The sequence below is a fragment of the Paenibacillus sp. BAC0078 genome (assembly GCF_054483875.1).
This window is the reverse complement of record NZ_JBTLRW010000013.1, coordinates 47063-61914: the sequence shown is the minus strand read 5'-3', so window position 1 is coordinate 61914 and position 14852 is coordinate 47063. Positions and strand designations below refer to the sequence as shown.

Here is a 14852-nt window from a genome sequence, read left to right as displayed (position 1 = left end):
AGGGGAGGGTGCAAAATATCCCCGCAAACCAATCAGGAGAGTGATCACTATGCAAGCAAGATCCGAACAAATGCCTAAACGAATGGCCCGGCAGGGCAGCACGCAGCAACCAGGGGCTCCGAAACCACGCCGGTTCGATCCGATGGCCATGCTTGGCAATGCTGAAATGCAGGCTGCTCTTGGCAGCGGGTTACTTATGCTTATTGCCTGGGCCGTCAGCGGCTGGTCTGAGGTCTTTTCCATCATCCTCTACGTTGTTTCCTACGCGCTAGGCGGCTGGATCAAGGCGAAAGAGGGCGTAGAGACGCTGCTCAAAGAGCGTGATCTTGACGTAAATCTGCTGATGATCGCTGCCGCACTGGGCGCAGCTTCGATCGGCTATTGGAATGAGGGCGCGATGCTGATCTTTATTTTTGCATTGAGCGGAGCGCTGGAAAGCTATACGATGGAACGCAGCAAAAAAGACATTTCGTCGCTGATGGCTCTTAAGCCGGCTACCGCTATTCGCATTGAAGGGGGGAGCATGAGTGAGGTTGCGATCGAACTATTGGCAATCGGAGACATGCTGCTTGTGCGCCCCGGCGAATTGATCCCTGCAGACGGTACAGTCTACCGGGGAGAATCGGCTGTCAATCAGGCGTCCATCACGGGTGAATCCCTGCCTGTTGAGAAAACAGTCGGCAGTGAAGTGTTTGCCGGAACCATCAATGGAGAAGGTCCGCTTTATATAGAGGTAACGAAGTCAGCGGAGAATACGCTTTTTGCCAAGATCATTAGAATGGTTGAAGAAGCAGAAACAGAAGTGCCTGAGTCGCAGCGGTTCATCAAACGGCTGGAGTCGATTTATGCCCGGGTAGTGGTAGCTGCTACAGTAGCATTAATTGCTCTGCCACCGTTACTGCTGGACTGGAGCTGGAGCGCCACATTCTACAAAGCTATGGTATTTCTGGTCGTGGCCTCTCCGTGCGCACTGGTCTCTTCCATTATGCCGGCAATGCTGTCGGCCATCTCCAAAAGCGCGCGCAAAGGCATCCTCTTCAAAGGCGGCGTTCATTTAGAGAATATGGCGAAGACCTCTGTGGTCGCTTTTGACAAGACCGGAACATTGACCGAAGGCATACCGCAGGTGACTGATTTCGTCGCCGGAGAAGGCTATGACCGGAATGAGCTGCTGGCGGTTAGTGCGTCGATTGAGAAATTGTCCCGCCATCCGCTGGCGGATGCGATTGTCCGCTTGGCTGAGGAGGAGCAGCTTGAGCTGCCGGTGATTCAGGAGAGCAAGTCCGTGACCGGCTGGGGGATTGAAGGGCTGATTGACGGCGAGCTGTGGAGAATCGGTAAATCCAATTTGCTGGATGAACGGAAGAACAACGAAGCTGGAAATGGGGATGAGCAGTGGATCTCGCTGCGCCGGCAGTTCGAGGCAGAGGGCAAAACAGTATCGCTTATTCTTGCCGGTGAGGACATTGCCGGAATGATTGCACTGCAGGATACCGTCCGTCCGCAAGCGGAAGTTGCGGTGCGCAAGCTGCAGGAGCTGGGCATTAAGGTGGCGATGCTGACTGGTGACCGCGCGGCAACGGCAGAAGTGATCGCTGAAAGAACCGGCGTTGATCTTGTATTTGCCGATCTTTTGCCGGAGGATAAAGTGACGCATGTCAAAGCGCTGCGCGAGCAATACGGAAATGTGATCATGGTGGGCGACGGGGTGAATGATGCACCAGCGCTGGCCACGGCCACAGTCGGCATGGGAATGGGCATGAAGGGCAGCGGTGCGGCGCTTGAGATTGCCGATGTCGTGCTGATGAACGATAACATTGAGGAGATTGCGATGGCGGTTGCCCTGGCCCGGCGTTCTCAGCGTATAGTGAAGCAGAATATGGTGTTTGCCGTAACGGTGATAGTTACATTGATGCTGAGCAACTTTTTGCAGGGGATTGCCCTTCCTTTTGGTGTTATCGGCCATGAGGGCAGCACAATACTAGTTATCCTTAACGGACTCAGACTTTTACGCTAAAAAACCTGGCACGGCTGATCTATATATGTTGAACTAAAGAAAATATAAAAAGGGCCGAAGTGACGGAGGGGAAGTTTGGATACTTACGGAGCGGTAGCGTCCGCCTTTGTCTGCGGCCGGAAGTCCAAACATTCCCCGCAGTTACGGCTTGGCCCAAATATGAAAAACTAAAGTTCAACTTATATAGCAGTCATTGTGAAAAATTAATTGCTTAAAATTGAATTGTTCACAAAATGGGTACGATTACAGCGTGTCTGGCATATTGACATATTCCCTTGAGTTGAGCATAATTAATACTAGATTATAATTATTTTAATTAAGAATGATGAAGAGCTGACGTCTTAACCGTCCAACTCAAGGAGGATAAAGTCATGTATAAATCAATCATTATTGGTACTGGTCCTGCCGGATTGACTGCTGCCATCTACTTGGCCCGCGCCAATCTGAACCCGCTGGTTATCGAAGGCCCGCAGCCGGGCGGACAGCTTACCACTACAACGGAAGTAGAGAATTTCCCCGGTTTTCCTGAGGGGGTTATGGGTCCTGAGCTGATGGACAATATGCGTAAGCAGGCTGAACGTTTTGGCGCCAAGTTTGTTACAGGCTGGGTGAACAGCGTGGAACTGGGCGAACGTCCGTTTAAGCTGAATGTGGACGGTATGGGTACGCTGATTACGGATACACTGATTCTATCTACAGGCGCTACTGCGAAATACCTGGGTATTCCGGGCGAGCAGGATAATGTCGGACGAGGAGTCAGCACATGCGCTACTTGCGACGGATTTTTCTTCCGCGGCAAAGAGATTGTTGTGGTCGGCGGCGGTGATTCGGCGCTTGAGGAAGCAGGCTTCCTGACCCGTTTTGCCTCGAAGGTAACTCTTGTACACCGCCGGGAAGAATTGCGCGGCTCCAAGATCATGCAGGACCGCGTCCGCGATAATGAGAAGGTGGCTTGGGCATTAAACCGCACTCCGCTGGAAGTAGTTGCCGGCGACAAGGGCGTGAGCGGAATTAAGGTGCTTAACAATGAGACCGGAAAAGAGGAAGTCATTGAAGCGAGCGGCGTGTTTGTAGCCATCGGGCATCACCCTAACACGGCGTTCCTGGGCGGACAGATTACAACCGATGCGAATGGTTATATCGTTACTACACCTGGCACCTCTGAGACCAATATTCCCGGCGTATTCGCTTGCGGAGACGTGCAGGATACCCGCTACAAACAGGCGATTACCGCAGCGGGCAGCGGATGCATGGCGGCAATGGATGCCGAGAAATACATCGAGAGTCTGGAGCACAGCGCGGTTATTCTATAAAGTTCTTACACACCTTAAGGAGGAGATTAACTATGGAAAATGTTATTGTATACACTTCAACCAACTGTCCGCATTGCCGTCAGGTCAAAAGCTTCCTGAGCGAGAAGGGCGTCTCCTACGAGGAGCGCAACATTGAACAGAACGATGATTTCGCCCAGCAGGTTTGGGATATGGGAATGAGAGCTGTGCCTGTAACCGTCATCGGCGACTTCAAAATTGTAGGCATGAACAAAACGCAATTTGACAAGGCTTTGGCTACTATTTAACAGCATTAACAATAACTCCTCTACTCAAGAAGAGAACGGCCGCTTCCGCACTGGAGGCGGTCTTTCGTTTGCCCAGTGCAGGAGCAACTGATAAGGAGGCTGTGAACATTGCTAATCAGCTTGGAAAACTATTGGGACAGAGATGCGGTGGCGCTTCTGCTGGCAGAATGTATGTGGGCAGGAGAAGAACGGGCACTGGAGGAGCTGGACAATTATCTGACTGAGGACTCTCTGGAGCTACTGGGAACCTTTGTGAACGGTGAATTGGCAGGGCTGCTTGGTATCCGGCTGGGTACGGAGGCGGTGGAAATCCGTCATCTGGCGGTTCAGGCCCGTTTGCGCGGAAGAGGTATCGGCAGTGCAATGATCGAAGAGCTCCGCAAGTGTAAAAAGGCTGAAACACTGCAGGCCGAGACGGATAAGGATGCCGCCCGATTTTATAGAAATTGCGGATTTATGATCACCAGCCTGGGCGAAAAGTATCCGGGCACCGAGCGCTTCAACTGTGTTCTATCAAGCATGAGTGATCGACATGACCATTTGAAAAATGGCGTAGACAGCGATCCCGCTGAAAATAAGCATAATTCCGGATTTCTTCCGCGATTGGAACAGGCGCAGAACGCCGAGGCTGATGAGTGGAGCGATGATGAGCAGCAGCAGCAGCACGGTGATGAACATCTGCGCCGAAATATCAGACGTATCAACATAGGTCATGGACTCACTCTCCATTTCAAAAAAAGAGGTATGCAGTGATATTTGTCACACTGCACCTCTTATTATATAGGATTGTTCCTCCAATTACTCTACCTTGTGCTGCCGTAATTGCGGAGAATTTACGTCAATTTGCTTACAAAGTCACGCGGATATTCCCGAGAAAGTGCATAACGGCCGAAAAGCCTGCTCCGATCATGGTTCCCCGGCTGCCCAGTGTGGAGAAGGTAATCTCGAGCTGCTGCTTATGATAAGGGAGCGTCCGCTCTGCGACGACTCTGCGCAGCGGTTCGCCGAGCCAGGGCTCGGCCTCGGAGAGAGCGCCGCCAATGACGATCAGCTCCGGGTTGAAGCTGTTGATCAGATTGGTTACTCCGATGCCAAGATACTCACCGATCAAGGAGAAGTGGCGCAGAGTTTCCTCCTGCCCCTCAAGTGCATGCCGGACAAGCTCCGGAGTCGTTCGAGCGGGCAGCGAGACCTCTGGATTATCATAGGTTTTCTCCGAAGCGTACAGCTCCCAGCAGCCTCTGCTCCCGCAACTGCAGGGCTTGCCTTCCGCTTCTATAGTCATATGTCCGGTCTCTCCGGCATATCCGCGTGCGCCTTTGTACAGCTCCCCGCCGATAATAATTCCCGAACCAATCCCTGACCCTGCGCTGATATAGAGCAGGTGGCGCACATCGCGCGCCGCACCGAAGTTCAGCTCTCCCTGTGCTCCCGCATTAGCCTCATTGTCGATGGTGACAGGGACCGAGAAGGCATCCTCCAGAATTGCCCGCAGATCGACCATCTCCCAGCCCAGATTGGGCGCGAACAGCACAACTCCATGCTCATCGACCATCCCCGGCACACCGACCCCGATGCCTACAATGCCGTAAGGCGAGACCGGAGCGGCGGCTATCAGCTCCTTGATAATGCTGTTCATCTGCTCCAGTACATAAGGCAGATCATGGGTTTCCAGTCTGCAGTCCCGCTCGCTAAGGATGCCGCCTCCCAAATCGCAGAGCACGGCCGTGAGCTGCTTCACCCGCAACTCGATGCCGATAACACTGCCGGCCATGCTGTTGAAGTGCAGCATCAGCGGCTTGCGTCCGCCGCTGGATTCCCCGGGCCCGGCTTCGGTGACTAACTCCTGTCCGCATAGTTCGGCGACGAGGTTGGATACCGTGGCTTTGTTGAGTCCGGTCATTTCAGATACTCTGGCCCGGGAGATCGGGGATTGCATGCGAATCGTATGTAAAATGATTGATTTATTGATTTTTTTGACCAGTGCCTGATCACCGGTAACCTTCACGAAGCACACTTCCTTTTTGAAAATATAAGTATGTAAATTGGGGAACGTTTTCATTTTTGGACGGTGTAGCCGTTTCTACTTGAAGTATGCCATTTAGTCTAGTGCGATGTGCGGCAAATTGCAACAGGCAACACGGTTAAGTCTGAGAGTATGGACGCATAGGCAGCGCCGCCTGAGGGAACTTAATAAGTGGATGGACATAGGGTGAGAAGCGGAGTTTGGCGTCAGACGGAGAGGTCAGGAAGCAGAAAAAAAAGTTGAATAAAACTTTGTTTAACCAATATACAAAGTCGGAAAGATGTGTTAAGATGATGCTGTAAACGCTTGCGGCAAAGTATAATATCGAGGAGGATTTCACAAATGGCTTATTTTGAAACAGTGGGTAAAATCTCTTACGAGGGAAGCAAGTCCACTAACCCTTACGCATTCAAATTCTACAATCCAAAAGAAATCGTAGCCGGCAAAACCATGGAGGAGCACCTGAAGTTTGCAATGGCTTATTGGCATACATTAACGGCTGGCGGATCCGATCCGTTCGGCGCTGAAACTGCAGTCCGCAGCTGGAACAAGCTGAGCGCACTGGATAAGGCTAAGGCCCGCGCTGAAGCCGCTTTTGAATTCATGGAGAAGATGGACCTGCAGTACTACTGCTTCCACGATGTGGACATCGCTCCTGAAGGCGCATCTTTGCGTGAGTTCTACAGCAACATTGACACTATCGTAGACCTTCTGGAACAAGGCATGAAATCTTCCGGCAAAAAATTGCTGTGGAACACAGCCAACATGTTCACTAATCCGCGCTATATGCACGGTGCAGGCTCCACCTGCAACGCTGATGTGTTCGCACATGCGGCTGCACAGGTGAAGAAAGGTCTGGAAGTCGGCAAACGTCTGGGCGCGGATAACTATGTATTCTGGGGCGGCCGTGAAGGCTACGAAACCCTGCTGAATACAGATATGGGCCTTGAGCAGGACAACATTGCCCGCCTGTTCAGCATGGCAATCGACTATGCTAAGGAAATCGGCTTCGATGCTCAATTCCTGATCGAACCTAAACCAAAAGAGCCTACCAAACATCAATATGATTTCGATGCAGCAACAACGATTGCGTTCTTGCAGAAATATAATCTCGACAAGCACTTCAAGCTGAACCTCGAAGCCAACCATGCTACACTTGCTGGTCATACCTTTGAGCATGAGCTTCGTGTAGCCCGCATCAACGGCATGCTGGGATCGCTCGACGCGAACCAGGGCGATCCGCTTCTGGGATGGGATACAGACGAATTCCCTGCTAACATCTATGATGCTACACTGACTCTGTATGAAGTACTCAAGAACGGTGGACTTGGCAAAGGCGGAGTTAACTTCGACTCCAAGGTACGCCGTCCGTCCTTCGAGCCTGAGGATCTGTTCCTGGCGCATATCTCCGGTATGGACGTATATGCCAAAGGCCTGAAGGTTGCTGCCAAGCTGCTTGAAGACCGCGTATTCGAAAACTTCATCGACAACCGCTACAGCAGCTTCACAGAAGGTGTCGGAGCAGATATCGTATCCGGCAAAGCCACTCTGGCTTCGCTTGCTGACTACGCGCTGAACAATGAGAATCCGCGTCCGAACCAGTCCGGACGTCAAGAGCTGCTCAGAGCCACATTGAACCAATACATCCTGGCTGAGTAGTACCCAGAGGAAGCACTGCTTCCTGATTTAAGCCCGCACTACATTAATGCAACGGGGGTTGCTGAAGAGAGCATTCTTCGGCAGCCCCTTTTTTATTGAACTGAAGAGAATCTGCTTCATATTAACTAAGCCGATGCTTTGCGAAGCGAGTTATATCGCAACAAGATTCATGTATATAAAGTGAACTTGAAAATCAAATATAAGGATAAGTAGCGGCCGGAAGTCCAAACATTCCCCGCAGTTACGACCAGAATCCGAAATAGAAAAATCACAAGTTTGGTTTATATACTAATTCCAACCTTTAGGAGGTTAATTATGAAATACGTAATCGGTGTCGATCTTGGAACCAGTGCGGTCAAGACTGTATTGGTAGATCAGCAGGGAAAGGTGGCCTTTGAGCACTCGGAAGCCTATCCGCTCAGCAGACCGCAGCCGAACTGGAGTGAGCAGAATCCTGAGGATTGGGTGAAGGGGACGCTTGAAAGCCTTCGCCGCCTGATTGAGGTTTCAGGTGTGGACGCGTCTCAGGTGGACGGCATCAGCTTCTCCGGGCAGATGCACGGGCTGGTGCTCGTGGACAAGGATGGGAAGGCGCTGCGCCCGGCCATTCTCTGGAATGATACCCGCACTACCGCGCAGTGCCGGAAGATTGAGCAGAAGCTGGGCAAGAAGCTGATCGAAATCGCCAGAAACCGTGCGCTGGAAGGCTTCACCCTGCCTAAGATTCTCTGGGTGCAGGAGAATGAACCGGAGGTGCTGGCCCAGGCGGAGCTGTTCCTGCTGCCGAAGGATTATGTGCGTTACTGGCTGACCGGCGATTACGCTATGGATTATTCCGATGCTGCAGGTACGCTGCTGCTGGATGTAGGCTCCAAAACGTGGAGCGCAGAAATCGCCGAAGCCTTCGATCTGCCAGTCTCGCTCTGTCCGAAGCTCGTAGAGTCCTTTGATCTGACTGGCACGCTGCTGCCTGAGATTGCCAAAGCCTCCGGTCTGCTGCCTTCCACGAAGGTGTTTGCCGGTGGAGCGGACAATGCCTGCGGAGCGCTCGGCGCCGGTATTCTCGGCGAAGGCCGGACCATGTGCAGCATTGGAACCTCCGGTGTAGTGCTGTCTTATGAGAGCAACAAGGATCTTAATCTGGAAGGCAAAGTCCATTTCTTCAACCATGGGGAAAAGGACGCCTATTATATCATGGGGGTTACCCTGGCTGCAGGCTACAGCCTGACCTGGTTCAAGGAAACCTTCGCGGCAGATAAAAGCTTCGACGAGCTGCTGAAGGGTGTGGATTCCATCCCAGCAGGCAGCGGCGGTCTGCTGTTCACGCCGTATATTGTTGGTGAACGCACCCCGCACGCGGATGCGAATATCCGCGGCAGCATTATCGGCATGGATTCCGGCCATACCCTGTCCCACTTCACCCGTTCGGTACTGGAAGGGATTACATTCTCGCTGCGTGAATCCATTGAGATCGTGCGCGAGTCCGGCAAGGACATTACCGAGATTGTAGCCATCGGCGGCGGAGCCAAGAATGAAGCATGGCTGCAGATGCAGGCGGATATCTTCAACGCTTCGATCATCAAGCTGGAGAGTGAGCAAGGGCCGGCAATGGGAGCGGCAATGCTGGCTGCTTACGGCAGCGGCTGGTTTACATCGCTTGGCGAATGCGCGGAGGCCTTCATCCGTCCTGCGGAGGTATACAAACCGAATGCGCAGCAGGTGGCAGTATACGATGGATTGTTCGGATTGTACCAGGAAGTCTATGGTCAAACACGTGCATTAAATGATAAACTGGCTGAATACCGGAAATAGCTGGTCTGGCTTCGTCCATATTTACATCTTGGAAATCCCGGTGAGAAGCCGCAAGGCTTCTTTCCGGGATTTCGCCTTAGGGGTTGACGAATATTGATAGAAGTGCTGATTGTAGATGACGAGCCTAAACTAAGAGAAGGCATGCGCACCCTGATTCCTTGGGAGGAGCAGGGCTACACTGTAGTGGCGACAGCAGCGAACGGCTTTGAGGCGCTCGAAAAGTTCCATACGTTTGAGCCTAAGCTGATTGTTGCGGATATCCGAATGCCGGGAATGGACGGCCTGGAGCTGATCAACGAGCTACGTAAAGAAAACGCCGACTGCCATGTGCTGATCCTAAGCGGCCATGCCGACTTCGAATATGCCAAACGGGCGATTTCCTATCATATCGACGGATATTTGCTCAAGCCGGTGGATGAGGATGAACTGGTCTCTTATCTGCAGAATCTGCGCGAGACGATAAGCCGGGAGGAACTGATGAGCGAGCTGCAGGCGGGTGGCGCTGCACGCAGCAGCGACAATCTGCTGCGCCAGCTGCTGCAGCCGCAGGAGGACAGTGCCGATACGGCTGAAGCTACTGCGGAGCTTGGTCTGGAAGGGCAGAGCTGCGAGGTTGTGCTTCTGGAGCTGAAGCACCTCCAGAAGGGTGAAGATGCCCGCGAAGAGCAGGTAAGGAAACAGCTCGAGCATTATTGGCAGCAGGAGGACGTGCTGTTCTTCAGCCTGACGCCTTACATGGGATTGCTTCTGAAGGCGCCGCTGCGGGATGAAGCTGACCGGACAGCCCTATGGCGGAAGCTGAATGAGGTGATCGCAGCGCATGGCTTGGAGTTTTATGCCGCTGCTGGCGGTGCCGCCGCTGGACCGGAAGAGGCATCCAGGTCGTTCACGGCTGCAAGCCATTTGCTCGAAGGAGCTTTTTTGGGCAGAAAGGGCACGATTCTTAGCGGAACTACGGATGATTGGGCGGAGCCGCAGATAGAGCCTGAAGCGGAGCTTGATCCCGAACGTGACGTTGAAGTGCAATTGCTGCTGGCTATTGAGACGGGGAACAATGAAGCAATTGCGCCGCTCGTGGGACAAATTATCCGTAAGCTGGTTGCTGTGAAGCGGGAAGAAACCTACATCAAGGATAATCTGATACGGATTGTGAGCAGCACCATCGCCCGTCTGGAGGCGGCAAATTCGGAGATCCGTCCCTTTATTGCGGCGCATGCTTCACCCGTGAGCGAGGTCTACAGCAGTGATTATCTCAGCGATGTCGAGACGATGGTGTCGGATTATATGGAGCAAATAGCGAAGCAGATGCACAGCGGGGGACGGGGCAATGAGATCAAGCGAATCACCGATCTGATCCAGCGCCGCTATAATGAGAACCTGAAGCTGGGGTCGCTTGCGGAAGTATTTAATTACAACAGCGCCTATTTGGGCAAGATGTTCAAGAATCAGGTGGGCGAGCATTTTAACACCTATCTGGATAAGGTAAGGATTGAGAAGGCGAAGCAGTTTTTGAATCAGGGCATGAAGGTGTATGAGGTCGCCGAAAAGGTCGGCTATATGAATTCCGATTATTTTAATGCCAAATTCCGTAAATACGTCGGTGTATCTCCAACCGCTTTCCGCAAGGAGCAATAAAAAGACCTACTGAAATCCGGTATATATCTGTATAATAACAATCAGTACAGGCTGTTCCCCATGCTGCAGCAGATGCGGGGAGCGGCCTGTTTCTCATGATTTGGCCCGAAGTACAGAGAGGAGGAACGGGTATTACAACACTGGTGCGTTTGATCAACAATATGAAGATGAAGTATAAGCTGATCTTTTTCTACATTATTGTAGTTATGATTCCGGTACTGATCTTAGGAATTACCTTAATCAGTTATTTTCGCGGAGAGGCCTTAACCAGAGCTATTGACCAGGCAAGCAATAACGTGGCGAAAATCAAGATCCAAATGACGACGAAGCTCCGCGTTCCCACGGATATTTCGAATCTGCTTTATTTTGACAAGGATCTTGAGAAGCTGGTGAACACGTATTATCCCAATACGCTGGAGCTGACGAAGGCTTATTTGAATTACACGGATTTCCAGGATTACATCCTGCAGTACCGGGAGATTTCGAATATCCGCTTATTTATCGACAACCCTACCCTGGTGGATAACATGTCCATTGCCCCGTTGACCCCGGAACTGAAGACCAGAATCTGGTATAAAAAGATTATGCAGAGCCCGGGACTCAACTGGATGTATATCCCCGATAAAGAGGCGTACAACAACAGCCCCAAAGCTACGATCAATAAGCTTAGTCTGGTCCGGCGGGTGGTGTACCCCGAATATCAGAAAACGGGAGTGCTGATGGTGCAGGTTGTCCAGGATGAGCTGAACCAGATGCTGTACCAGGAGCCTTTTGAGACAATTATTACGGACGAGCAGGGGTACATTGTCGCTGCCAAGGACCCGAAGCTTGTAGGGAGCACCCTGGATTCCTTTGACATTGGAAAGGATCTAACGAATACCGCCCAAAATGTGATTCGGACAACGGTCAAGGGGAAGGATTCCTATGTGATCGTCGATGAAATCAGACCGGCGCTTAGTGTGAGCCGGCTGAAAGTCATATCCGTCTTCGAGACGAAAAGTATCCTGAGCGGGGCAAACAAGGTAAGTCTCCTGGGGCTGATGATTATCATCGGTGTTCTGCTGATTGCTCTGGTAATGGTATATGTCATTTCTTTTCTTATGACGAAACGTCTGCTCCGCCTGAGCCGCCAATTGAATCAGGTAGCTCTCGGCAATCTGAATGTAGTCTCGCAGATTGACGGTACGGATGAGATTGGTCAGTTGTCGCGCCAATTCAATTATATGGTGGCAAGCATCAACCGCCTGCTGTCACAGGTCGTGGAGAGCAACGAGAAAAACAACAAGCTGGAGATCGCCCAAAGAGAGATCAAATTGAAAATGATGGCCAGCCAGATTCATCCTCATTTTCTGTTCAATGCGCTGGAGTCCATCCGTATGAATGCCCATCTGAAAGGGGACAAGGAAATCGCCAATATTGTCCGGCTGCTAGGCAAGCTGATGCGCAAAAATCTGGAGGTAGGCAGAGAGCGTGCGCCGATTAAGGAAGAGGTTGAAATGATGCGCTCCTATCTGGAGATTCAAAAGTTCCGCTATGAGGACAGGCTGGAGTATGAAATTGATTTTGATTCGAAGGCTGCGGATGTTTTGATTCCGCCACTGATCATCCAGCCCATGGTCGAGAATTCGGTGGTTCACGGACTGGAAAATAAAGAAGGAACGGTTCATGTTCATGTCAGCATAACGCTTCATGAGGATGAAGTGCAGGTATGTGTCACGGATGACGGCATTGGCATCACGGAGGAGCGGCTGGCTGAGATTATGTCTGTGATTACCCGGGCAGAGGAGGAGCCGCAGAGCCGCATTGGGCTACGGAACGTTCACCAGCGTCTGGTTATGTATTACGGGGAAGCGCACGGACTGAACATATCGAGTGAACAAGGGGCGGGGACACGGATTTTCTTCTCCATTCCGAGCGAGCATGAGCCCAAGCAATAGCAAATGTAAGCGATGTCTAATTTCCACTGATTTTACGTAAAATCTGTCGGGTATTCTCTCTAAGTGGTGTACGGTATGATATGTGTATACAAAACGAAGGGGGAATAATGAACGTGAAAGCGCTCACGGAAAATGGTGTTACAGCTAATGAAAGCGTAACCCCCGTCCCACCTGCGAAACGGAATAGTGGATTTTGGAAAAGCGTACTGCAGCAAAAGTACTTGTATCTGATGTCACTTCCGTTCGTGATCTGGGTATTTATTTTCAGTTACGTGCCCTTATGGGGATGGTTAATGGCATTTCAGAATTATAAACCGGCCAAGTCCTTTGGGAATCAGAAATGGGTAGGGCTTAAAAATTTCAAAGAGCTTTTCCATGATGAACGTTTCTATCTTGTTCTGAGAAATACGCTGGCTATGAGCGGACTCGGACTCGTCTTCGGCTTCGTCGTTCCGATATTGTTCGCGGTTATGCTCAACGAGCTGCGGGGAAATGTCTTTAAAAGAACGGTTCAGACCGTATCCTATCTGCCTCACTTTGTATCCTGGGTCGTTGTAGGCGGGATTGTCTACAAGACACTCGCGATCGACGGAGGGATTGTCAACGATCTGCTTGTAGGGCTTCATATCATTGACGAGCCGATTCAGTTCATGGCAAAAGCCAAATTGTTCTGGGGTGTTGTAACGGCAGCGGATCTTTGGAAAGAAACCGGTTGGAATGCGATTATCTATTTGGCGGCGATTACAGGCATTGATAAAGAGCTTTACGAAGCGGCAAAAGTGGATGGAGCCGGAAGAATCAAGCAAATGTTCAATATTACTCTGCCGGGTATCCGCACCACTATTATGGTACTGCTGATTATGTCCATTGGCCATTTGATCGGTATCGGCTTCGAAAAGCAGTTCCAGCTTGGCAATAACCTGGTTACCGATTATTCGGAAGTGCTGGATTTGTATGCGCTTAAGTACGGGATACAAATAGGGCGATTCTCATATGGTACAGCCATTAGTATGTTTACCTCGGTAGTCAGTGTAATCTTGCTGCTTACAGCCAACGGTCTGATGAAGAAATTCACTAAAGAAAGCATTATGTAAGGAGGGGATAAGAGTGGCAGGCAAAGCTTTTCAAATGTCAAAGTCTGAACGTGCGTTCGACATCTTTCTATACATTTTTCTTGCAATCATAATGATTGTAACTTTATATCCCTTCCTGAACGTACTGGCGATTTCTCTTAATGAATCCACAGATACTGTTCGGGGCGGCATATATATTCTTCCGAGAGTCTGGACCCTTGAAAACTACCAGAAGATCTTCAGCTATACAGGGCTGCTTCAAGGCCTGCAGGTCTCTGTTCTCCGGACTGTAGCCGGTACGGTTCTAGGGCTTATAAGCTCTTCGATGCTGGCCTTTACACTAAGCCGTCCAGAGTTCAAGGCGAGAAAATTTGTATCGTATTTCCTGGCAATGACGATGTATTTCTCCGGCGGTATGGTGCCAATGTATATTCTGATGAGAGATCTTAATCTGATCGGAACATTCTGGATTTACATTTTGCCGGGTGCAGTTTCCGCTTTTAACGTATTCGTAATCCGCTCCTTCATGGACGGCTTGCCTTTCGCTCTGCAAGAATCGGCAAAGCTGGACGGCGCTAATGACTTCGTGATTTATTACAAGATCATTATGCCGCTCTGTAAGCCTGTTCTCGCAACAATCACTTTGTTCCTGGCGGTAGGACAATGGAATGAATGGTTCACCACTTACCTGTATAACGGCAATAAGCCGCATCTGACTACGCTACAGTATGAGCTGATGAAGGTGCTGGCAACGACCAACCAGGGCAGTGGCATGGTGAATGCCAATGATATGGCGAAGCAAATGGCGCAAATCTCGCCGGAATCCATCAAGATGGCGATTACCATCGTAGTAACCGTACCGATTCTTGTGGTATATCCATTCCTGCAAAAGTATTTTGTCAACGGTATGACCCTGGGAGCTGTTAAGGCTTAAGGTGTGAAGCAGATGGGAAAGGGAATGCTGGTCTGGTTCAGCCTTAGCTGGATCAGCGGCATTCCTGCCCAATTTCTTCCGAAGCAATGCTATGGATTTATTTTCATAATGGTTTTGCAAGCGTTGTCAATGGTATATTCAGGACTATCCTGATATGCATAGATGAATTACACAATTTTA

At 50.8% G+C, this 14852-nt stretch carries 11 protein-coding genes; 10 read left to right on the top strand and 1 reads right to left on the bottom strand.

Annotation, left to right across the window (positions count from 1 at the left end):
• The first annotated feature begins 49 nt into the window (after positions 1 to 49).
• From ACX1DY_RS21805 to ACX1DY_RS21790, 4 genes are all read left to right on the top strand, one after another.
• Positions 50 to 2017, top strand: a complete 1968-nt coding sequence (locus ACX1DY_RS21805) for a heavy metal translocating P-type ATPase (RefSeq protein ID WP_458966308.1) — start codon at positions 50 to 52, stop codon at positions 2015 to 2017.
• A 371-nt stretch (positions 2018 to 2388) separates the two neighbouring features.
• Positions 2389 to 3330 (top strand): thioredoxin-disulfide reductase, encoded by a 942-nt coding sequence (gene trxB / locus ACX1DY_RS21800; RefSeq protein ID WP_458966307.1) that lies wholly within the window; start codon positions 2389 to 2391, stop codon positions 3328 to 3330.
• Positions 3331 to 3362: 32 nt separating this feature from the next.
• Positions 3363 to 3596 carry a glutaredoxin family protein gene (locus ACX1DY_RS21795; RefSeq protein ID WP_019908367.1) on the top strand — a complete coding sequence of 78 codons (234 nt, stop codon included), beginning with the start codon at positions 3363 to 3365 and terminating at the stop codon, positions 3594 to 3596.
• A 108-nt stretch (positions 3597 to 3704) separates the two neighbouring features.
• Complete coding sequence (locus ACX1DY_RS21790; RefSeq protein WP_458966306.1) at positions 3705 to 4349, top strand: GNAT family N-acetyltransferase; 645 nt, start codon at positions 3705 to 3707, stop codon at positions 4347 to 4349.
• 94 nt (positions 4350 to 4443) lie between these two features.
• Here the strand turns inward: ACX1DY_RS21790 and ACX1DY_RS21785 are convergent, their stop codons facing one another.
• Positions 4444 to 5604 (bottom strand): ROK family protein, encoded by a 1161-nt coding sequence (locus tag ACX1DY_RS21785; protein WP_458966305.1) that lies wholly within the window; start codon positions 5602 to 5604, stop codon positions 4444 to 4446.
• 360 nt (positions 5605 to 5964) lie between these two features.
• Between ACX1DY_RS21785 and xylA the strand changes: the two genes are divergently transcribed.
• The 6 genes from xylA to ACX1DY_RS21755 all read left to right on the top strand — a co-directional run bounded on the left by xylA (position 5965) and on the right by ACX1DY_RS21755 (position 14672).
• Positions 5965 to 7281 carry a xylose isomerase gene (gene xylA, locus ACX1DY_RS21780; protein WP_458966304.1) on the top strand — a complete coding sequence of 439 codons (1317 nt, stop codon included), beginning with the start codon at positions 5965 to 5967 and terminating at the stop codon, positions 7279 to 7281.
• 315 nt (positions 7282 to 7596) lie between these two features.
• Entirely contained in the window at positions 7597 to 9093 is a 1497-nt protein-coding gene (xylB, locus tag ACX1DY_RS21775; RefSeq protein WP_458966303.1) for a xylulokinase, read from the top strand.
• 93 nt (positions 9094 to 9186) lie between these two features.
• A complete protein-coding gene (locus ACX1DY_RS21770; RefSeq protein ID WP_458966302.1) occupies positions 9187 to 10728 on the top strand; it encodes a response regulator transcription factor in 1542 nt (513 codons plus the stop codon).
• A 95-nt stretch (positions 10729 to 10823) separates the two neighbouring features.
• A complete protein-coding gene (locus tag ACX1DY_RS21765) occupies positions 10824 to 12665 on the top strand; it encodes a sensor histidine kinase (protein WP_458966301.1) in 1842 nt (613 codons plus the stop codon).
• A gap of 107 nt (positions 12666 to 12772) precedes the next feature.
• Complete coding sequence (locus ACX1DY_RS21760; protein ID WP_458966300.1) at positions 12773 to 13759, top strand: ABC transporter permease; 987 nt, start codon at positions 12773 to 12775, stop codon at positions 13757 to 13759.
• 13 nt (positions 13760 to 13772) lie between these two features.
• A complete protein-coding gene (locus tag ACX1DY_RS21755) occupies positions 13773 to 14672 on the top strand; it encodes a carbohydrate ABC transporter permease (RefSeq protein ID WP_458966299.1) in 900 nt (299 codons plus the stop codon).
• Positions 14673 to 14852: the final 180 nt, after the last annotated feature.

Excerpts from the sequence above, each read along its gene's own strand:
- ACX1DY_RS21760 (WP_458966300.1), top strand. The coding sequence starts at position 12,773 with ATGAACGTGAAAGCGCTCACGGAAAATGGTGTTACAGCTAATGAAAGC.
- xylA (WP_458966304.1), top strand. The coding sequence starts at position 5,965 with ATGGCTTATTTTGAAACAGTGGGTAAAATCTCTTACGAGGGAAGCAAG.
- ACX1DY_RS21795 (WP_019908367.1), top strand. The coding sequence starts at position 3,363 with ATGGAAAATGTTATTGTATACACTTCAACCAACTGTCCGCATTGCCGT.
- ACX1DY_RS21805 (WP_458966308.1), top strand. The coding sequence starts at position 50 with ATGCAAGCAAGATCCGAACAAATGCCTAAACGAATGGCCCGGCAGGGC.
- xylB (WP_458966303.1), top strand. The coding sequence starts at position 7,597 with ATGAAATACGTAATCGGTGTCGATCTTGGAACCAGTGCGGTCAAGACT.
- trxB (WP_458966307.1), top strand. The coding sequence starts at position 2,389 with ATGTATAAATCAATCATTATTGGTACTGGTCCTGCCGGATTGACTGCT.
- ACX1DY_RS21765 (WP_458966301.1), top strand. The coding sequence starts at position 10,824 with ATGATTTGGCCCGAAGTACAGAGAGGAGGAACGGGTATTACAACACTG.